Here is a 19177-nt window from a genome sequence, read left to right on the forward strand (position 1 = left end):
AACGCCCGTTCTGTGTTTTCGGGGTCAGACGGTGTCTTCGTCCTCGGGGGCAGGCTCGGCGAAGCCTGGGAGCCACCGGGTGAGGATCTCCATGTACGGCGCGTACGCGTCCAGCTGAGCGCAGATTCCCACCGAGCCGACGAGAACCCGGAAGATCATCAGGTACTCCGCCGGCAGATTCAGTGCCCGGGCCGTCCGGAACTGTGCACTGTTGAAGTCGGTCGCGGAACCCGCGGCCTTCTGCAGCCAGGCGCGGGTGAAGTGGAACGATTCGGTGCGGATCGGGTCGGTGACGGGACGCAGGTAGTCCGCGATCTCCTTGTCGGTGACCGTCCGGCCGGGCAGAACGAATCCGTTGGCGTGCAGCAACTCCGTCAGTTCGTCGAACTGCTCGTGGAGCGCCAGCCGGACCATGGACCCGAGCACCGGGGGAAGACCGTGCGGAAACGGTGCCGCGGCACCGAAATCGATGACACCGAGGCGGCCGTCGCTGTGCAGCATGAAGTTACCCGGATGCGGGTCGCAGTGGAGCAGGCCGACGCGGGTGGGGGAGGCGAAGTGGAACTCCGCGAGCAGTGCACCCGCGGTGTTGCGTTCCTCGGGGGTGCCGTCGGCGATGATGGCCGACAGCGGCTTCGCCGACATCCACTCGGTGACCACGACCTTGGGGGCACTGGCGACCACGTGCGGAATCGCGAACTGCGGATCCCCGTCGTATACCTTGGCGAAGCGGCGCTGATTGTTCGCCTCGATCCGGTAGTCGAGTTCTTCCTCGGTGCGGGCCGTGAACTCGTCGATGACCGGGCGCACGTCGACGCCGGGCATGACCGAGGCGAACAGTCCCGCGAACCGGCCGAGCGTCTTCAGGTCGGCGCGCAGCGCCTCGTCGGCGCCGGGGTACTGAACCTTGACGGCCACGTCGCGACCGTCGGCCCACACCGCGCGGTGTACCTGGCCGATGCTGGCCGATGCGGTCGGGGTGTCGTCGAACGACTGGAACCGGTCACGCCACTTGGTGCCGAGCTGTTGGTCGAGCATTCTGTGGACGGCCCGCGCGGGCAGGGGAGGCGCCTGCGCCTGCAGCTTGTTCAGCGATTCACGGTAGGGTTCCGCGAACTCTTCGGGGATCGCCGCCTCCATGACGCTGAGCGCCTGCCCCAGTTTCATGGCACCGCCCTTGAGTTCGCCGAGGACCGCGAACAATTGCTCGGCGGCCTTCGCGCTCAGCTGGGCGTCGATCTCGTCCTTGTCACCGCCGGTCAGCTTCCGGCCGAAGCCCATCGCGGCACGCCCCGCGATCCCCAACGGGATGCTCGCGAGCTTAGCGGTGCGGGCGGAACTCCTGCGGGGGATGTCGGACACCCCACCATCATGCATCATGACCGAAGCCGGTTCGATTCGCCCACGGCGGGTGCCAGATACGTGCAGCTGCAGCTCGCCTGCCGTGGCCAGCGCCGGGTCACCAGCCGGTGCGCGCCGAGATCGATCTCGAGCGTCGCGTCGAGGCTGCTGGGCGGCGCGCCTCGTGGAGCAGCCAAGACGGCCTCGAGCTGGCCGAGGGCGACTGCTGCCGTGGCCATGATCACGGCGGGGCTCGCGTGCCCGACCGTCCCGAGGAGCTGAGCGGACAGGTGCGGCCAGTCCTCGTCGTACGCGGCGCGGAGGAGGTCGGCGCACCGCAGGCAACTGGTGTGGCCCGGGAGCACCAGCGGGCCGACCACACCGCGGCCGTCACGCAGCCGGACCTGCAGGTGCGGTATCCCGTTCTGGACCAGATCCGCGACGAGCCGCGGTTCCGCCACCAGATCGTCCGCGAGTACGACGCACAGGGCGTTCCATCGCCGGACGTCGCTGTCGGCGGAATAGCGGAAGGAGCGGGAGACCCGGATGCCGCCGTCCGTGAGCCCGGCCGACACCGCATCCGACAGCGGGCCGCGCCCGTGCACGCGAATCGGGATCGTGTCCGCGGCGGGGGACGTGCCTGCCACGTCGATCAGACCGGCCCGGTCGAGGTCGCCGAGCAGTTTCGACACGTCCGTGGGCGCCAGGCCGTATCCGACGGCGGTCCACAGGATGTGCGGCCGCGAGTTCTTGCCGTCGAGCAGTCGGACGACGGCCAGGAGTTGCTCGGTCCGGACCCCGGGCGGCGGGGCGAGTACGAGCGCGCGCTCGGGATCCCAGCCGAACTGCACCCGCCCGTCGGGGCGGACGAGTACGGCGATCCGGGGATCGAGGGTGACACCGACGTGGGGTGTGGGCTGGATGGTCACCCGCTGAGGATCGCAGGCCACGACCGGGCGTCAGCGCCGAAAACGCGGGTTGTCCACAGGCCGAAACATGCCTCGACCTGTGGACTTCCCGCTATCGCAAGATTGGTGGGATCAGGAGGTCAGGACTCGGACTCGTCGTCCTTGCCGGACTTGCCGCGTTCGGCTTCCTCGGCCCGCTCGCGCGCCTCGGTTGCCTCCAGCTGCGCCATCGGATTTTCGAAGTCGCCGCCGTCGCCGCCGCCGAGCACACGTTCGACGAACGCATCCGGGCTGTCGAGATCGGACGAGTCGGGCAACAGGTCGGGGTGGGCCCACACACCGTCACGGGCATCGACGGTCGACTCGGACGTCAGGCGAGTCCACAACTGCGCGGCCTCCCGGACCTTGCGGGGACGCAGTTCGAGTCCGACGAGCGTCGCGAACGTCTGCTCGGCGGGTCCGCCGGTCGCACGCCTGCGGCGCAGCGTCTCGCTGAGGGCCGCGACGCCGGGGAGTCGGTCGTTCAGCGCCGACGCGACGACGACCTCGACCCAGCCCTCGATGAGGGCGAGCAGCGTCTCGAGTCGCTCGAGGGCCTGCTTCTGCTCGGGTGTGGTCTGCGGTTCGAACGCGCCCTGCTGCAGGATGTTCTCGAGCTGCGACGGATCGGTCAGCGCGGACGGGTCGAGTCCCTTCGCCATGTCCTCGATGGCCGAGAAGTCCATCGTGATGCCGCGGGCGTATTCCTCGACGGTGGCGAGGAGACGCTGACGCAGCCACGGGACGTGGCTGTACAGGCGCTGGTAGGCGGCCTCCCGCGCGGCGAGGAAGACGAGGATCTCGCGGTCGGGCTGTTCGAGCCCCTTGCTGAACCGCTCCACCGCGGCGGGAAGCAGTGCGCCCGTGCCCGCCGGGCCGAGGGGGAGGCCGATGTCGGTGGAGGTGAGCACCTCCTTCGACAACTGGCCCAGAGCCTGGCCGAGCTGGGAGCCGAACGCGAGGCCACCCATCTGGCTCATCATGCCGATCATCGGGCCGGCCATCTGCTGCGCTTCCTCGGGCAGCCCCTGCACCCACATGCCGGACACCTTCTCCGCGACGGGGTCGCACAGCCGCTTCCAGGTGTCGAGGGTGTTGTCGAGCCAGTCGTTGGGCGTCCACGCGACGGTCTTCGTTGCGCCGGCGGGCAGCGTCGTCGCGGCATCGAGCCACAGTTCCGCGAGCCGTGAGGCATCGGCGATCGCCTCGGAGTTGCCCTGGGTGATGGGAGCGACGGACCCCATCTGCTGGCGCGCGAGTTTCTTCGCGATCTCGTAGTTGACCGGGCCGGTCTGCTCACCGGAGCCCATCGACGTGCCCATCCCGCTCAGCATCTGGCCGAACTGGGTCAGCATCTGGCCGAGGGAGGCCGGGTCGAAGCCCCCGGCGGGAAAACCACCCGCCCCGAAACCGAAGTCGTCGGAACCGCCCGCGTTCTTGTCGCGGTCGGGCCCGTTCTGATCCCCCGTGTTCTTGTCACGATCGGGATCGTCGTCGGGTTTGGAGAAGCCGAAGGGCGGATTGCTCATGACTCAACGGTACAAGGCGCGTGGTTCCGTGGCTGTCCACCTCGTCACGCTGACGGCGAACACGCGGGACGGCCGACAGCCGTGTCCGAGGGTTCGCGCTCTACGCTGGTCCAGGTGAATCGACGGATCGTGACGCTTCTGGCTGCGCTGGCCCCGATCGTGGTACTCGGAATTCTCGGCACGGTGATCACGGTGCCGTACGTGGCCCTCGGGCCGGGACCCACGTTCAACACACTCGGCGAAGTGGGTGGTGAGGAAGTCGTCGCCATCGAGGGGACGGAGGTCGACGACACCACCGGCCACCTCAACATGACGACGGTCGCCGTGCGCGACGGGCTCAACGTGTTCGAAGCGTTCGGATTGTGGGCCAGTGGGCGTCAGGGCATCGTCCCCCGCGAAGAGGTGTACCCGCCGGACAAGTCGAAGGACGAGGTCAAACAGGAGAACGACGCCGACTTCCAGCAGTCGGAGGACAGCGCCGAACTCGCGGCACTCCACTTCCTGGGCAAGCCGGTGGACCTGCGGATCGCCAAGGTCGGTGAGGACGGCCCCTCCCAGGGACTGCTGCGCGAGGGCGACGTGCTGGTGAGTGTCGACGGAAAGCCGGTGTCCACTGTCGGTGGTGTGCAGGAGGCGGTGGCCGATGTGCCCCCGAAGACGGAGGTGCCGATCGTGATCCGGCGCGACGGCGCCGAGACGACGGTGCGGGTAGTGCTCGGCGCACGCCCGGACGACGAGTCCAAGGGCTACCTGGGGATCACTCCCGAGGAGATCCCGGACGTCCCGTTCACGATCGACTTCAACCTCGCCGACGTGGGCGGCCCCTCGGCGGGGCTCATGTTCACCCTCGCCGTGATCGACAAACTCAGCCCGGGCGAACTCAACGGCGGCAAGTTCGTCGCCGGCACCGGCACGATCGACTCCGACGGCGACGTCGGCCCCATCGGCGGCATCAAGTACAAGCTGATCGCCGCGGAGGAGGCGGGCGCCGAGACGTTCCTCGTGCCGGCGAAGAACTGCGACGAGGCACGCCAGGGTGCGCCCGACGGGCTCCGGCTGGTGAAGGTCGAGAACCTCGGCGGAGCCGTCGACGCGCTCGAGGCGATCGATGCCGGAGCCGACGCGCCGCACTGCTGAGCGGTCAGTCCTCCTCGGTCGCGTCGAGGGTGGCGTACAACGCGCTGATGAGATTCGGTGCCAGATCCTCGTAGGTGAGCAGTTCGATGCCGGCGTACGGGTCGGCGTCCTCGTCGGGGCGCAACTGCATCAGACACAACGACGGTCCGTCGCGCAGCACGGCGGCGATCAACCGGGCGGACCGGCGGTCGGGATGCGACTCGGCCGCGGCCCGCGCCGCGTCGTCGGCGGCGTCTCGATCGGACAGCAGGGGGACGAGCGCGTCGTCGAGGTCGGACTCCGCCTCGGGCGGTAGAACGACGATCTCCTGAACGAGGGCGCACCCCACCACGGACTCCGGCCAGCTGGTGGTGGCGAGGAACTCGTCGAGTGCGCGCGACCCGCCGTCGATGTCGTCGGGGAACGGATCCTGTTCCACCGGGGTCAATTCCGCGCCGTCGGCAAGTTGGTCGAGCAGGCTCGGTTCGGCGGCCGCGAGCAGTTCGGTCGGGACGAGTGCGAACATCTGGGGCGGCTGATCCCACCCTCCGGCATCGACGAATTCGACCACCTCGCGCACACAGCGGGCGAGGGCGTCCGTCTCTCTGTTCACATTCTCTTCACTCACGAGACCCATCTTCGCACCCCCGGAACAGGACCGACGGCCGCATCTCTCGGTTGTTACGTAGAGTGGGACGAAACGGTCACGCCCGTGCGGTTCGGGTGTGGACGAACGAACGGTGCAGTTGATCGCGGCGCGACAGCGTCGCCGTATTCTTGGAGTGTGGCACGTGGGCATGCGGCCCCCCGCAGGTTTACCGTCGTTGTCCAAACGCAGCCGAGTGCTGCTGGTGCTGGCGCTTGTCGTCGCGGCCCTGTTGCTGGTGGGCCCTCGGCTCATCAGTACCTACACGGACTGGTTGTGGTTCGGTGAAGTCGGATTCCGTGGTGTCTTCACCACGGTCCTGATCACCCGCCTGCTCCTCTTCCTCGTAGTCGGTGTCGTGGTCGGCGGAATCGTCTGGCTGGCACTGCTGCTCGCCTACCGTTCGCGGCCGGTGTTCGTCCCGGTGTCGGGTCCCAACGATCCCGTGGCGCGGTACCGCACCACGGTGATGACTCGGCTGCGCCTGTTCGGCCTGGCCATTCCGATCGCGGTGGGACTGCTCGCCGGGCTGATCGCCCAGTCCAGCTGGGTGACGGTGCAGCTGTTCGTCAACGGCGGCGCGTTCGGCGTCGCCGATCCCGAGTTCGGCCTCGACGTCGGCTTCTACACCTTCGATCTGCCGTTCTACCGTTTCGTCCTCAACTGGCTGTTCGTCGCGGTTCTGCTGGCGTTCTTCGCGAGCCTGGTGACGCACTACATCTTCGGCGGGCTGAAGCTGGCGGGCCGGGGCGGGGCACTGACCAATGCGGCGCGAGTCCAGTTGGCGGTGCTCGCGGGAACGTTCATTCTCCTCAAGGCCGTCGCGTACTGGTTCGACCGTTACTCGCTGCTGTCGAGCAGCCGCAAGGAACCCACGTTCACCGGTGGTAGCTACACGGACATGAATGCGGTGCTGCAGGCGAAGCTGATCCTGCTGGCCATCGCGGTCATCTGCGCGGGTGCGTTCTTCGCGGCGATCTTCCTGCGCGATCTGCGGATTCCCGCGATGGCGACAGCGCTTCTCGTGCTCTCCTCGATCCTGGTCGGCGCGGTGTGGCCGCTCGTGGTCGAGCAGTTCTCGGTGCGTCCCAACGCCGCCGACAAGGAGAGCGCGTACATCGAGCGGAACATCGCCGCCACGCGGCAGGCGTACGGCATCACCGACGACAAGGTCGAGTACCAGGACTATCAGGGGTACGGCACGAAGCCGCCGCGGGACGTGCCCGCCGACGTCATGACCATCGAGAACACGCGACTGCTCGATCCGAACATCCTGTCGCGGACGTTCACCCAGCAGCAGCAGTTGAAGAACTTCTACGGTTTCCCGCCGACGCTCGACATCGACCGGTACGACATCGACGGGCAGTTGCGTGACTACATCGTCGCGGCCCGCGAGTTGTCGTCCAAGAGCCTGACGGGTAACCAGACGGACTGGATCAACAAGCACACCGTCTATACGCACGGCAACGGACTGGTCGCAGCTCCCGCGAACCGGGTGAACGCCGCTGCCGGCGAGTCCGCGGAGGAAGCCGCCAACAGCAACAGCGGTTACCCCGTCTACATGGTCAGCGATATCGCCTCGCAGGAGGCGGGTAATCAGGTCATTCCGGTCGAGCAGCCGCGCATCTACTACGGCGAGGTCATCGCCGACACGGACGCCGACTACGCGATCGTCGGCGGATCCGAGGGTTCGGACCCGCGCGAGTACGACACCGACACCTCGCGCTACACGTACACCGGTTCCGGTGGTGTGCCGATCGGCAACTGGTTCAACCGGCTGGCGTTCGCGGCCAAGTACACCGAGCGCAACATCCTGTTCTCCGGTGCCATCGGGTCGGATTCCAAGATCATCTACAACCGGGACCCGCGGGACCGGGTCACGCACGTCGCCCCGTGGCTGACCGCGGACGGCGACTCGTACCCGGCCGTCGTCGACGGCAAGGTCGTCTGGATCGTGGACGCCTACACCACGTTGCAGGACTACCCGTACGCCCAGCGCAGTTCGCTCGACGGACTCGTCGAGGACAGCATCGACCAGAACACCGGCCGCCTGCTGCCCCGTAAGGAGGTGTCCTACATCCGCAACTCGGTGAAGGCCACCGTCGACGCGTACGACGGCACCGTGAAGCTCTACCAGGTGGATCAGAACGATCCGGTGCTCGATGCGTGGATGGGTGTGTTCCCGGATGCGGTCCAGCCGGCGGATTCGATTCCGGATGAACTGCGTGCGCACTTCCGCTATCCCGAGGACCTGTTCAAGGTGCAGCGCGAGATGCTCGCCAAGTACCACGTGGATGATCCGAAGGAGTTCTTCACCAACAACGCGTTCTGGTCGGTGCCGAGCGATCCCACGATCGACACGAGCGCGAACCAGCCGCCGTACTACGTGCTGGTCGGTGATCCCGAGACCGGGAAACCGTCGTTCAATCTGACCAGTGCGATGGTGGGTTACAGTCGCGAGTTCTTGTCTGCATATCTGTCGGTGAAATCGGATCCGGAGAATTACGGCAAGTTCACGGTGCTCCAGTTGCCGACGGACACGCAGACCCAGGGTCCGCAGCAGACGCAGAACTCGATGATCTCGGATCCACGGGTGGCGTCGGAGAGAACCCTGCTCGAGAGATCGAACAAGATTCAGTACGGCAACCTGCTGACCTTGCCGATCGCGGACGGCGGCATCCTCTACGTCGAACCGATGTATACGGAGCGAAGTTCGACAGGCCCGAACACGTCGACGTTCCCGCAGCTGTCGCGAGTGCTGGTGAGCTACCGCGAGCCGCCGCCGAGTAACAGTGTGCGCGTCGGGTACGCCCCGACGTTGGCGCAGGCGCTCGACCAGGTGTTCGGTGCCGGCACAGGCTCGGTGGCGACGGCACCCAGTGCGGAAGAGGGGACGCCTCCGGAGACCGGCACCACGCCGCCGGTCGATCAGGGTGCGGCACCGGCGCCGACCGCCCCGGCGACACCGCCGTCCGGCACGGATGTCTCGGCGGCCGTGGCGGAGTTGGACGCGTCGCTCGACGCCTTGACGTCGGCGCAGCGCAGCGGTGACTTCGCGGCCTACGGCGCAGCCCTTGCTCGCGTCCAGAAGGCGGTCGCCGCGTACGAGGCGATCCCGAAGTAGAGGCGCTTCAACCGCAGAGAACGAGGCCCTGTCATCCGAACCGGATGACAGGGCCTCGTCGTATCTGATCGGAAGATCAGCGCAGTGCGTCGACCAACTGCGGGTTGGAGTCCACCAGCTGCTGGAACTGCTGTCCGTAGCCGTTCTGCTCGGCGACCTGACGCGCGGCGTCGAGCGTCTGCTGTGCGGCGGGCTCGACCGGGGCGGGTGCCTGGACCTGAGCCGGAGCCGCGGGGGCGGGAGCCGGGGTGGGCTCCGGAGCGGGCGCGGGAGCCTCGGCGACGTCGCCGCCACCGGTGGACAGGTACTGACCGCACACCGGCCATGCACCCTGGCCCTGGGTCGCGAGAACGTTCTCGGCGACGCGGACCTGCTCGGCCTTGCTGGCGTTCGATGCCGAGCCGGTGCCGCCGTTGGCCTCCCAGGTGCTCTGCGAGAATTGCAGACCGCCGTAGTAGCCGTTTCCGGTGTTGATTCCCCAGTTGCCGCCACTCTCGCACTGGGCGACGCCGTCCCAGTTGTGGGAAGCGGCGGAGGCGGTGCCGGTGCTCAGTCCGAGCGGGACGGCGACGACGGCTCCGGTGACGGCGATCCAGCCGAGGGCACGCTTGCTGATGCTGTGATTGGTCATGCGGGGTCAATCCTCTCCGCGCTTGCTGGCGTGGCCGGCCTGCGGGTGACAACGTCTGCGTCGTCACGCCGGGCTGCGATTCTGTGCCGCGTCCCTGCCCCTCGAAGGTTTCGGGGATTCCGAACCCGCGGGGCAGAGCTAGCAGCGGCGGGCCGGCTTTCGCCCGGTTGTTTCGGGCCGAGAGCGACCGTACGGGAGCTTCGGCCGCAGTTCACCTGGCGAAAATGGTGGACAGCTGTCCGGCGGCGCAGGCGAGTTTTCCCTGTCTGCGCAGGTCAACCTGCCTCGATATCGTTTCGGAGCCTATTCGTTACCCCGCTGTTATGTGTCGGGGATCACCACGATTTTGTGCAGCGGCTCACGTCGAAATGGCAGGAACATGGGTCCTGGTGGTGTATTTCGAGGCCGTGCGATGCAGGAGTGCCCCGCGCGCAGTCGTGCTGCGCGCGGGGCACTCTCGCAAGTGTGTGGTGCGGATCAGAGGTACTGTCCGCAGACCGGCCAGGCGCCGGGGCCCTGGGTCGCCAGGACGTTCTCGGCGACGCGGATCTGCTCCTCGCGCGAGGCGTTGGCCGGCGAGCCGCTGCCACCGTTCGCTGCCCAGGTGCTGTCGGTGAACTGCAGACCGCCTGAGAAGCCGTTTCCGGTGTCGGCGCCCCAGTTGCCGCTGCTCTCACACGCTGCGACGGCGTCCCAGTCTCCGGAAGCGGCCGATGCGGTGCCGGTGCTCAGGCCGAGCGGCACTCCGATGACTGCTCCGGTGAGTGCGATTGCGCCCATGGTCCGCTTGACGATGCTGGAATTGGTCATGTGGTTGTTTCCTCTCCGCGCCTGCTGACGAGGTTGTGGTGTGCGGTAACGGCTGGTGTGCCGACCCGGTGGTCGATCTGTCCTCGTCCCTGCCCCTCGAGGTGTCGGGATTCCGAATCCCGCGGGGGCAGGTCGAGCTGCGGCGGGTCGGCGTTGCCCGGTAGTTTCGGGCTGGCAACGAACGTACGCGGTGATCACGGAATGGTCACGGGTCGATTTTCTGTGACGGGCGTCCAAATACTGGGATGAACGGACGGTGTTTTCCCAGGTCGTCCCCGAAGTTTCAGGTTTCGGCAGCGTTACAGATTTCGACTAAAATGTGACGAGCGTCATAACATTCAGGTAACGGATGTGACTCGAGTGGTGCCAAAAGGTTGCTACTCGGACTCTTTCCGGGCGATTTGCAATCCGTTCGTTCGCTCGTGTAACTTCGTTCATGCAACGCGGGGTGGAGCAGCTCGGTAGCTCGCTGGGCTCATAACCCAGAGGTCGCAGGTTCAAATCCTGTCCCCGCTACCACTGAAGAACCGGTGTCCTGGAATCCAGGACACCGGTTCTTTTTGTCTCCGCTCGCCCCCGTCGAGGGCGGACCACCTCGCCGGTGCGACTGCCCGTCCACCAGCACGAGGGCTTCGCTCAGCGGCTGTCGCGTGAAATGGGGCCAGTCCGTCGAGTACCTTGCGGACCGAGTCGCTCATCATGTTCGCGGACTCCACCCGGAGGCTCATGCTGAGGGACTCGGACACGGGCTGCGAGTGCGACGATCTGGACAAACCCGACCTCACGGCACGCGGTGTCGAGTTCCGCTGCCACACCAGCGCATTCGGCGCTGTTGTGGGCGCGTGCTCCCTCGGCGAGATAGGGACTGATGACGACGGTCGGGCAGTGACGGCGAGCCGCGGGCATCGAGGGCAGGTGCTTCCAGTCCAGGAGTGACTGCATGAGAACACTATTCGGCAGAGCAGCCGCGAGTGCAGGGGACGGTCGACGAACTGACACCGCTCGTCGGGGGTGCCGCGATCCCGGATTCGCTGACCGTGGAACAGATCTACACGAACCGGTTCCCCGATCCGCGATCGGGATCAGCTCTCCGTGACGTCCATCTCGATCAGGACGCGACGCAGCAACTTGCCCGTCGCGTTGCGGGGGAGTTCCTCGATGAAGACGATCTCGCGGGGCACCTTGTACCGCGCCAGGTTCGACTTGACGTGGGCCTTCAACTCGTCGGCGTCCTTCGCGGACCCCGGACCGGGTACCACGAAAGCCCTGAGGCGATGGCCGAATTCGGAGTCCTCGACACCGATCACAGCAGCCTCGAGCACGTCCTCGCGGTCGGCGAGCAGGTTCTCGACCTCGAGGGGGTAGACGTTCTCGCCGCCGGAGACGATCATGTCGTCGTCCCGGCCGTCCACGAAGAGGAGGCCGTTGCGGTCGAAGTGGCCGACGTCGCCGGTGGACAGCAGACCGTTGATGCGCTCCTTGTCACGACCGTCGGTGTAGCCGGAGAAGCTGAGACCGCTGGCGACGAAGATCCGTCCGACGGTCTCGGGTTCGGTGATCCGTTGACCCGACTCGTCATAGAGTTCCACGTGGCAGGTGACGGGTGCCCGTCCCGCGGTGCCCGGCGCCAGCGCAAGGTCGGCCGGAGTCGCGACGGTGGCGACGGCGACCTCGGTCGAGCCGTACAGGTTGTGGAGCACCTCGCCGAAGGCGGCGGTGGTGCGCTTGCAGAGGTCGGGGGAGAGTGCGGACCCGGCCGCGAAGATGATCTTCAGGCTCGACGTGTCGTACTTCGCCAGCGTCTCGGGCCCGAGGTCGATGATGCGCTGCAGCATGGTGGGAACGACGACCAGTGTGTCGCAGCGGTGCTTCTCGACCAGGCGGATCGTGTTCTCTGGATCGAACTTGCGATCCATCACCACGGTCTGGCCGAGCGCCAGCGCGAGCGCGAACTGGGAGACTCCCGTTCCGTGGAAGGCGGGGGCCGTCATCATCATCGTCTGCCCGCGTCGCAGCGGAACCCGGTCGAGGAACTGGGCCGACGCGAGCGGCGACGTGTGTCCGCGGGGAGCGCCCTTCGGTGTGCCCGTGGTGCCGCTGGTGAGGAGGACGAATCCGCCCAGCGTGGACGGCGCGGGCAGCGAACTGCGGTCTCTGCCCTCTATCACGTCGTCGAGTGTGCGGACCTGGGACGTCGAATCGTCCTCCGCCCAGGAGCGATAGGCGATGACCTCGTCGGGGAGGGCCTCGGCGACCGCGCGGAACTCGTCGTCGTACACGAACGCCTGAACCTGCTCGCGGGCGGCGACGTCGACGAGCTGCGGCCGGGCGAACCCGGTGTTCATCAGCACCAGCTTGGTGCCGTTCTTGGCGGCGGCGAGCATCGTCAGGACCAGGCCCCGATGATTGCGGCACATGCATCCCATGACCGAACCGGGAGTGATGCCGTCGGCCTGCCACGCCCGCACCAGGGCGTTGGAGCGCTCCTCGATGTCGGTGTAGGTGAGCGGGCCGCGCTCGTCGATCAGGGCCACCGCATCCAGCCCGGCCTCGGCATTCGCGTGGACGGGCCCGGCGAACGGTCCGTACTTCCGCACGGCCAGGATCGATCGGACGCCCTGGTCGACGCGGGGAAAGGGAACGAGGCCTGCGCGGTTCATCACCCGCACAGCTCCCACGGTGTCCGTGATCTTGGTGAGGAAGTGCTGAGCTGGCATCAAGAACCCCTCCGGCTGCAGTGACGGATTTCCCGTTCAGCGTAGATGAAGAGGCCGGTCCGGCCACGCGGTCCGGCGAAGCCGGACGTCCCGCACGAAGAAGCCCCCGCCGCAGGGGAGCGCGGCGGGGGCTACACCCCTCGATGAAAGTCCCCCTCGAGCTGCTACTTCAGCTCGGCGGACGACTTTCCGAGCAGACGGCGAGCGACGATCAGCTGCTGGATCTGCTGCGTTCCCTCGAAGATGTCGAGGATCTTGGAATCGCGCGCCCACTTCTCGAGCAGCGGGCGCTCCGAGTAGCCCAAGGTCCCGGCGAGTTCGACGGCCTTGAGGGAAATGGCGGTTCCGGTGCGACCGGCCTTCGCCTTCGACATGGATGCTTCGAGTGAGTTCGGCTTCTTGTTGTCCGCCATCCACGTTGCGCGCAGAGCGAGCAGGTAGGCGGCCTCCCAGTCGGCCTCGAGCTGCAGGAACTCGGCGGCCGCCGCGTGCTGGTTGTACGCGGGGGTGTCGTAGGAGATCTCCACGCCGGCGTCGGAGAGGATGCTGCGCAGTTCCTCGAGCGCGGCGCGGCCGAGGCCGACCGCCATGCCGGCGACGATCGGACGGGTGTTGTCGAACGTCTGCATGACGCCGGCGAAGCCCTTCTCGACGTTGACCTCCGGCGTGCCGAGCAGGTTGTCCCTGGGGATCCGGCAGTCCTGCAGCAGCAGGACCGCGGTGTCGGACGCCTTGATGCCCAGCTTGTGCTCGAGGCGGGCGACGCTCAGGCCGGGGGCGTCGCGGGGGACGACGAACGACTTGATCGCGGCGCGGCCCTTCGTCTTGTCGACGGTGGCCCACACGACGATGTGCGTGGAGCGCTCGCCGGCCGTGACGAAGATCTTCTCGCCGTTGAGCACGTACTCGTCGCCGTCGAGCACCGCGGTGGTGGTGACGGCGGCGGAGTCGGAACCGAAGCCGGGTTCGGTGATGGCCATCGAGGCCCACACCTTGCCGAAACGCTCGAGCTGTTCGTCGGTGGCGACGGCGGCGATGGCCGAGTTGCCGAGGCCCTGGTACGGGATAGCCAGTGTGAGACCGACATCGCCCCAGCAGGTTTCGATGACATTCATCAGCGACGACATGTTGCCGCCGTTGACGTTCCCGATGACCTTCGGCTCGTCTCCCCGTCCGAGGGCGGCGCCTGCCGCACCCTTACCGGAGTCGTTGAGTCCCTCGACCATGGCGGCCATGGTGTCGAGTTCCTTGGGGTAGGCGTGCTCCGCGAGATCGTACTTGCGGGAGATCGGCCGGAAGATTTCCGCGGCGACCTGGTGCGCCTGATTCGCGGAGGCTTTGAGCTTCTTGGGAAGTTCGAGGTTGATCATGACAGTTTCCTTAATTCGAATCCGGCCGCTCAGATCAGGACGATGCCCTCGGCGACGCCGATGGCGCGCAGATCGCGGTACCAGCGCTCCACGGGGTGTTCCTTGGTGTAACCGTGGCCACCGAGCAGCTGGACGCCGTCGAGGCCGATCTGCATGCCCTTCTCGGACGCCAGCTTTCGGGCGAGGGCCGATTCGCGGGCGAAGGAGAGCCCCTGCTCGGCGCGCGAGGCGCCGCGCAACGTCACCAGACGCAGGCCGTCGAGTTCGATGCCGATGTTCGCGACCATGAACGCGACCGCCTGACGGTTGCTGATCGGTTCGCCGAACGCGACCCGCTCGTTGACGTACGGGATCACATAGTCGAGGACGGCCTGTCCGGTTCCGACCGCGAGCGACGCCCAGCCCAGGCGGGCGAGCCGGATGGCGTCGGCGTACTCGGCCTTCCGCGCGTCGGCGTCGGCGTCGCCGAGCAGACCCGACTCGGGCACGGCGACGTCGGTGAGGTTGAGCCGGCCGAGGCCCGCGGCGCGCAGCCCCATGCTCGGGTCCGCCTCGACGACGAGTCCCTTCGTGTCGGCCTCGACGATGAAGAAGGAGGGCTTGCCGTCGAGTTCGGCTGCCACGATGAACAGCTCCGACGAAGCGGCGGCGGGAACGAGGCTCTTGACGCCGTTGAGCTTGTAGCCGCTGGGGGAGCGAACCGCCTTGGTCTGCAACGCGAACGGATCGAACAGTGCGCGTGGCTCGTTGACGACCACGGCGGCGTTCGGAACCTGCTCGCCGGTGAACGAGGGCAGGTAGGTCTTCTGCTGGGAGTCGGTGCCCCACTGGGTGAGGGCGACGGCGACGCCGCTCGGCGCGAGGATCGGCAGCGCGAGTCCCATGTCGCCGTGGGCGAGAGCCTCGGCGACGAGGGAGTTGGTGACTGCCCCGCGCTCGCTGGCGGCCCCGTCGAGTTCCTCGGGAACGTTGATGAGGGTGATGCCGAGTTCGGCGGCGCGCTTCACGAGATCCGCCGGGGCCGCCGCGGCGGCGTCGGCGTCGTGGCCCGCGGGTCGCAGGATCTCGGCCGCGAACTCACGCACGGTCTCGACGATCATCTGCTGCTCGTCGCTCGGGGTGAGGTCGAAATAGCCGGCCTTGGCGGTCGGGTTGTCGGGGAGGCGTTTCGGCGCACCGCCTCCGGACACCTTCTGGAACCCGCGGGTCGCGGCGCCGAGCGTCTTGAAGCCGGTCTTCGTGCCTTCGTAGGTCACCCGGTCGATCGTCTGGCGCAGGTTGTACTTCTCGGCAAGATCGGAACCGGTGATCTTGGTCAGAACTCGCATCGCGGCACCCATGGCGTCGCGCTTGACCGGATTCAGGCCGACGGCGGACGTGTCGCGGGGCTTCCGCTTCGCGCTGTCGTTGGGGGCAACAGTGTCTTGCTTGCTCATGATCACCAGCTGTTTCTCGGTGTTCGGGCGTGGACACGATCTATCTTACTCAGCAGTAAGGTGGGTGTCTACTATCGAGTAAGTTCGGGTGCCTGCGACCGTCCGCGGAAGCGTCTGGATCCTGCTCGGGGAGGAGGTGGCGGCGAAACCCTTCACCTACGGTGAAGCGGTGATCGAGATCCCCGCGATTCGTCGGCTCCGTCCCCTCATACGTCTCGCGCCCCTGCTGCTCGTGCCGTTGCTGCTGCTGGCGAGCACGTTCCCCGGCGAGTACCGCGTACCCCCGAGTTACTGGCTGCTCGCGATGACGGCCGCCGTCGTGTTCGCCACCGGGGGGCGGTGGCCGCTGCCGGTCTCAATCGTCATGTCCGTGCTCGCGGTTCCGATGTTCGCGGCGCACGCCTGGGGGCTCTCCGAACTGGTTCCCTACCTCGGCGCCGTCGCATTGGTCGACGTCGCGATGCGCGCCCGGCGAACGCCGGCGATCCTCGCCGCCACGCTGTGCTGGACGGCGGCGGTGGTGGCGGGTCTCTGGGCGGACTCCTACCGCACGTTCTGGCAGGTGGCCAGCGTCGTGTCCCTCGTGGCGTACGTCGGACTGCCGTTGCTGCTCGGTCTCTATCTGCGCGCGCAGCGCGATCTCGCCGCGACGTACCGCCTGCGCGCCGCCGAAGCCGAATCACGCCGGCTGGAGGATCGGTCCCGCGCCGTGGTCGCCGAGCGCAATGCCCTGGCACGGGAACTGCACGATCTCGTTGCACACCACATGGCGTCGATCGTGCTCCGAATCGGGGTGGCGCAGCACGTGCTGACGGACGTGGACGGCCGCACGAGTTCGGTGCTCGAGGACGTGCACCGCACCGCATCCGATGCCCTCGCCGACATCCGGCGGCTGCTCGTCGCTTTGCGCGATCCCGCGATGGGCGACGTGGCGCTCGTGGAACCCGAAGCGTTGTCGATCGAGATCGCCGCTGCGGTCGACCGCACGAGGGCTGCGGGCTTCCCGGTGTCGGCGCGGATCGACCCGGGCATAGCCCGGCTCGACGCGATCGGCCGGCTGACTCTCCTGCGGGTGGTGCAGGAATCGCTGACGAATGCGATGAGGCACTCCGCTCCCGGTGGCGCCGTGTCCGTGACACTCGAACCGAACGCCGGCGGAACTGCCCTGCGGGTGACCAGCACCGGGCACCGCACCACCCCCGCGGATCGCTCGGAGGGTCACGGCATCATCGGTATGGGTGAACGGGTGGAACTCGCGGGCGGCACCCTCGGAGTGACGGATACCGTGAACGGGTGGGTGGTCGACGCCTGGCTACCCGGTCGTGTCGGCGACGACACCGGCACGAATGAGGTTGTGGGCCAGTGATACGGGTACTGATAGTCGACGACCAGCGGCTCGTCCGCGCGGGACTGCGGATGTTGTGTGACGCGACGGACGACATCGACGTGGTCGGTGAGGCGTCGAACGGGCTGGAGGCAGTCCGGCTCGTGGCGGAGCGCTCACCCGATGTGATCCTGATGGACCTGCGCATGCCGGGACTCGACGGGATCGCGGCGACCCGGCAGATCGCGAGCTCACATCCCGCAGTGAAGGTTCTGGTCCTCACCACGTTCGACGACGACGACCACTTCTATCCGGCACTGGCCGCGGGGGCAGCCGGATTCCTCGTCAAGGACACCGATCCCGGCGAACTCCTGAACGCGATTCGCCGGACGGCAGCGGGCGACACGATCTTCACACCCGCGCTGCTCCGCCGCCTCGTCGACCGGGCGCTGGACATCGCACCTCCGGACGGGCAGTCCTCGACGTCGATCGCACTGACGGGGCGGGAGCGGGAAGTGCTGACCCTGGTGGGAGAAGGGCTGGGCAATCAGGAGATCGCGGCCCGCCTCTACATCGGTGTCACGACGGTGAAGACGCACGTGGCGAACCTGATGGAGAAGACGGGCTGCGACAACCGGGTTCGGCTGGCCGTGTTCGCCCACACCCGGCACTAGCCACCGTGGTGGTCGTTCGACGGCATCGCCATCGTCATCGGGGCCGGCCGCTGACCGGGCTCCAGGACGAGGAACTGTCCCATCATTCCGCGGTCCTCGTGGAGCAGAAGGTGACAGTGGAACATGTACGGATACGTCGCGTCGGTGTAGTCGATGAAACGCATCGCCAGCCGGATCTCGGTTCCGGGAGGCGTGTAGACGGTGTCCTTCCAGCCGGCCAGCGCCGGTGGTGGCGGGGAGCCGTCGATGTCGACGATCTGGAATTGCACGTCGTGAACATGGAAGTTGTGTGGCCAGTTGTCGACGTTGCGCACCGTCCACACCTCCGTGGTGCCGACGGCGGGGGAGAAGTCGATGCGGTTCATGTCCATTCGTGCTCCGTTGATCATGAACCACCGCAGTTCGAAACTCCGTTCCGCGGCAGCGGTGGCCGGGTCGAGTCGCGGGACGGCCACCAGCCTGGGCGGAATCGGCCGGGAGGGGAGCGGGCGGCGGTCCGGCCGCAGTTCGAGGATGTCGAACGTATCCTCGAGGCCGTACCCGGCGGCGTCGCCGCGGTCGACGCCGCCCCGGCCCTCTATCGGATGCGAACGCAGCATCACGGTGCGCCCGTCACCCGCTGCGACGACGAGTTCGATCCGTTCGCCCGGACTGACCTGGATCCGGCGAAGGGGCACCGGTTCGCCGAGGAGACCCCCGTCCGTCGCGACCAGGCGGAACTCGCGGTCGTCGGAGAAGCCGAGGTTGTAGAGGCGGCCCGACGAGCCGTTGAGGACACGCAATCGAATCAGCCCGGTAGCGACGGGAAGGTGCGCACCGGCGATTCCGTTGGTGACGATCGTGTCGCCGAGCAGGCCGACGTCCGTCGGGTCCGATTCGTCCAGCGCACCGTCCGCGGTGAACCGCCTGTCCTGAATGATCAGCGGAATATCGTCCAGACCATACGTTTTCGGTAGATCGAGGGCGTCGGTCGCGTCGTCGTCGATGAGGAAGAGTCCGGCGAGGCCGCGGTAGACGTGCTTCTCGGTGGAGCCGTGCGGGTGGGGGTGGTACCAGAGAGTGGCGGCCGGCTGGTTCACCGTCCACGACGGCTCCCACCGTGCTCCGGGTTCGATCGACTGGTGCGGTCCGCCGTCCCACCTGGCCGGGACGTGCATGCCGTGCCAGTGCACCGACGTCGACTCGGGTAGTTCGTTGTCGATCGCGAAGGCGACCGCTTCACCCCGTCGGGCGCGGAGGGTCGGGCCGAGCATCGATTCGCCGTAACCCCAGGTGGGGGTCCCGCGACCGGGCAGGATCTCGGACGTGCCCGCTCGTGCGGTGAGCGTGAAGTGCCGGACGCCCGCATCGTCCACCGTGGACGCGGCCAACGGCGGAATCGGGAGTCGCCGGGCGAATCTCCCGTCGACGGGGGCAGCGGAGTCCGATCCTCCGGAGGCGCAGGCAGCAGACAGGACGAACGGCGCGGACGCCAGTCCCATCAGAAAGGTACGTCGGGCGAGGGCAGTCACG

At 67.4% G+C, this 19177-nt stretch carries 13 protein-coding genes, 1 tRNA gene and 1 pseudogene; 5 read left to right on the forward strand and 10 right to left on the reverse strand.

The window, feature by feature from the left end:
- Positions 1-24 precede the first annotated feature (24 nt).
- The 3 genes from ACNJ7E_RS35445 to ACNJ7E_RS35455 form a co-directional block, all read right to left on the reverse strand.
- Positions 25-1380, reverse strand: a complete 1356-nt coding sequence (locus ACNJ7E_RS35445) for an ABC1 kinase family protein (RefSeq protein ID WP_280781664.1) — start codon at positions 1378-1380, stop codon at positions 25-27.
- The gene (locus tag ACNJ7E_RS35450; RefSeq protein ID WP_280781665.1) at positions 1377-2270 is read right to left on the reverse strand and encodes a hypothetical protein; all 894 of its coding nucleotides are present in this window, start codon (positions 2268-2270) and stop codon (positions 1377-1379) included. The genes ACNJ7E_RS35445 and ACNJ7E_RS35450 overlap by 4 nt, the downstream gene beginning before the upstream one ends.
- Before the next feature lie 119 nt (positions 2271-2389).
- Positions 2390-3817 (reverse strand): zinc-dependent metalloprotease, encoded by a 1428-nt coding sequence (locus ACNJ7E_RS35455; protein WP_418342081.1) that lies wholly within the window; start codon positions 3815-3817, stop codon positions 2390-2392.
- A 114-nt stretch (positions 3818-3931) separates the two neighbouring features.
- On the opposite strand from ACNJ7E_RS35455, the gene ACNJ7E_RS35460 reads away from it, so the two are divergent.
- Positions 3932-4954, forward strand: a complete 1023-nt coding sequence (locus ACNJ7E_RS35460) for a YlbL family protein (RefSeq protein WP_280781667.1) — start codon at positions 3932-3934, stop codon at positions 4952-4954.
- A 4-nt stretch (positions 4955-4958) separates the two neighbouring features.
- Here ACNJ7E_RS35460 and ACNJ7E_RS35465 read toward each other — a convergent pair whose 3' ends face one another.
- On the reverse strand, positions 4959-5570 hold the full coding sequence (locus ACNJ7E_RS35465) for a PPA1309 family protein (RefSeq protein ID WP_005240184.1): 612 nt from the start codon (positions 5568-5570) through the stop codon (positions 4959-4961).
- Positions 5571-5724: 154 nt separating this feature from the next.
- Between ACNJ7E_RS35465 and ACNJ7E_RS35470 the strand changes: the two genes are divergently transcribed.
- A complete protein-coding gene (locus ACNJ7E_RS35470) occupies positions 5725-8703 on the forward strand; it encodes a UPF0182 family protein (RefSeq protein WP_169693576.1) in 2979 nt (992 codons plus the stop codon).
- A 76-nt stretch (positions 8704-8779) separates the two neighbouring features.
- Here the strand turns inward: ACNJ7E_RS35470 and ACNJ7E_RS35475 are convergent, their stop codons facing one another.
- Both ACNJ7E_RS35475 and ACNJ7E_RS35480 read right to left on the reverse strand, forming a co-directional pair.
- On the reverse strand, positions 8780-9334 hold the full coding sequence (locus tag ACNJ7E_RS35475) for a transglycosylase family protein (protein WP_280781668.1): 555 nt from the start codon (positions 9332-9334) through the stop codon (positions 8780-8782).
- A 480-nt stretch (positions 9335-9814) separates the two neighbouring features.
- Positions 9815-10144 (reverse strand): annotated as a pseudogene (locus ACNJ7E_RS35480) (transglycosylase family protein); the annotation flags it as partial.
- A gap of 442 nt (positions 10145-10586) precedes the next feature.
- Between ACNJ7E_RS35480 and ACNJ7E_RS35485 the strand changes: the two are divergent.
- Positions 10587-10663, forward strand: a tRNA-Met gene (locus tag ACNJ7E_RS35485).
- Between the two features lie 563 nt (positions 10664-11226).
- On the opposite strand, the gene ACNJ7E_RS35490 is transcribed toward ACNJ7E_RS35485, so the two are convergent.
- From ACNJ7E_RS35490 to ACNJ7E_RS35500, 3 genes are all read right to left on the reverse strand, one after another.
- The gene (locus ACNJ7E_RS35490; RefSeq protein ID WP_418342082.1) at positions 11227-12861 is read right to left on the reverse strand and encodes an acyl-CoA synthetase; all 1635 of its coding nucleotides are present in this window, start codon (positions 12859-12861) and stop codon (positions 11227-11229) included.
- A 164-nt stretch (positions 12862-13025) separates the two neighbouring features.
- Positions 13026-14231, reverse strand: a complete 1206-nt coding sequence (locus ACNJ7E_RS35495) for an acyl-CoA dehydrogenase family protein (RefSeq protein ID WP_005572206.1) — start codon at positions 14229-14231, stop codon at positions 13026-13028.
- A gap of 29 nt (positions 14232-14260) precedes the next feature.
- A complete protein-coding gene (locus tag ACNJ7E_RS35500; protein WP_280781670.1) occupies positions 14261-15673 on the reverse strand; it encodes an acyl-CoA dehydrogenase family protein in 1413 nt (470 codons plus the stop codon).
- A gap of 130 nt (positions 15674-15803) precedes the next feature.
- On the opposite strand from ACNJ7E_RS35500, the gene ACNJ7E_RS35505 reads away from it, so the two are divergent.
- Together ACNJ7E_RS35505 and ACNJ7E_RS35510 are read left to right on the forward strand one after the other, a co-directional pair.
- Positions 15804-17033, forward strand: a complete 1230-nt coding sequence (locus ACNJ7E_RS35505) for a sensor histidine kinase (RefSeq protein WP_418342088.1) — start codon at positions 15804-15806, stop codon at positions 17031-17033.
- Entirely contained in the window at positions 17030-17665 is a 636-nt protein-coding gene (locus ACNJ7E_RS35510; protein WP_280781671.1) for a response regulator, read from the forward strand. Before ACNJ7E_RS35505 ends, ACNJ7E_RS35510 begins: the two co-directional genes overlap by 4 nt.
- Here the strand turns inward: ACNJ7E_RS35510 and ACNJ7E_RS35515 are convergent.
- Positions 17662-19176: a multicopper oxidase family protein gene (locus ACNJ7E_RS35515; RefSeq protein ID WP_418342083.1), complete on the reverse strand. Its 1515-nt coding sequence runs from the start codon at positions 19174-19176 to the stop codon at positions 17662-17664. The two genes, ACNJ7E_RS35510 and ACNJ7E_RS35515, sit on opposite strands and share 4 nt — an antisense overlap.
- Position 19177 lies beyond the last annotated feature (1 nt).

Source organism: Rhodococcus mengyinensis (genome assembly GCF_048381435.1).
In the GTDB taxonomy this organism is placed as follows: Bacteria; Actinomycetota; Actinomycetes; order Mycobacteriales; family Mycobacteriaceae; genus Rhodococcus_F; species Rhodococcus_F opacus_D.

Bases quoted from the DNA above. Each gene is read 5' to 3' on its own strand.
- ACNJ7E_RS35445 (WP_280781664.1), bottom strand. From the start codon at position 1,380: ATGATGCATGATGGTGGGGTGTCCGACATCCCCCGCAGGAGTTCCGCC.
- ACNJ7E_RS35455 (WP_418342081.1), bottom strand. From the start codon at position 3,817: ATGAGCAATCCGCCCTTCGGCTTCTCCAAACCCGACGACGATCCCGAT.
- ACNJ7E_RS35465 (WP_005240184.1), bottom strand. From the start codon at position 5,570: ATGGGTCTCGTGAGTGAAGAGAATGTGAACAGAGAGACGGACGCCCTC.
- ACNJ7E_RS35475 (WP_280781668.1), bottom strand. From the start codon at position 9,334: ATGACCAATCACAGCATCAGCAAGCGTGCCCTCGGCTGGATCGCCGTC.
- ACNJ7E_RS35490 (WP_418342082.1), bottom strand. From the start codon at position 12,861: ATGCCAGCTCAGCACTTCCTCACCAAGATCACGGACACCGTGGGAGCT.
- ACNJ7E_RS35495 (WP_005572206.1), bottom strand. From the start codon at position 14,231: ATGATCAACCTCGAACTTCCCAAGAAGCTCAAAGCCTCCGCGAATCAG.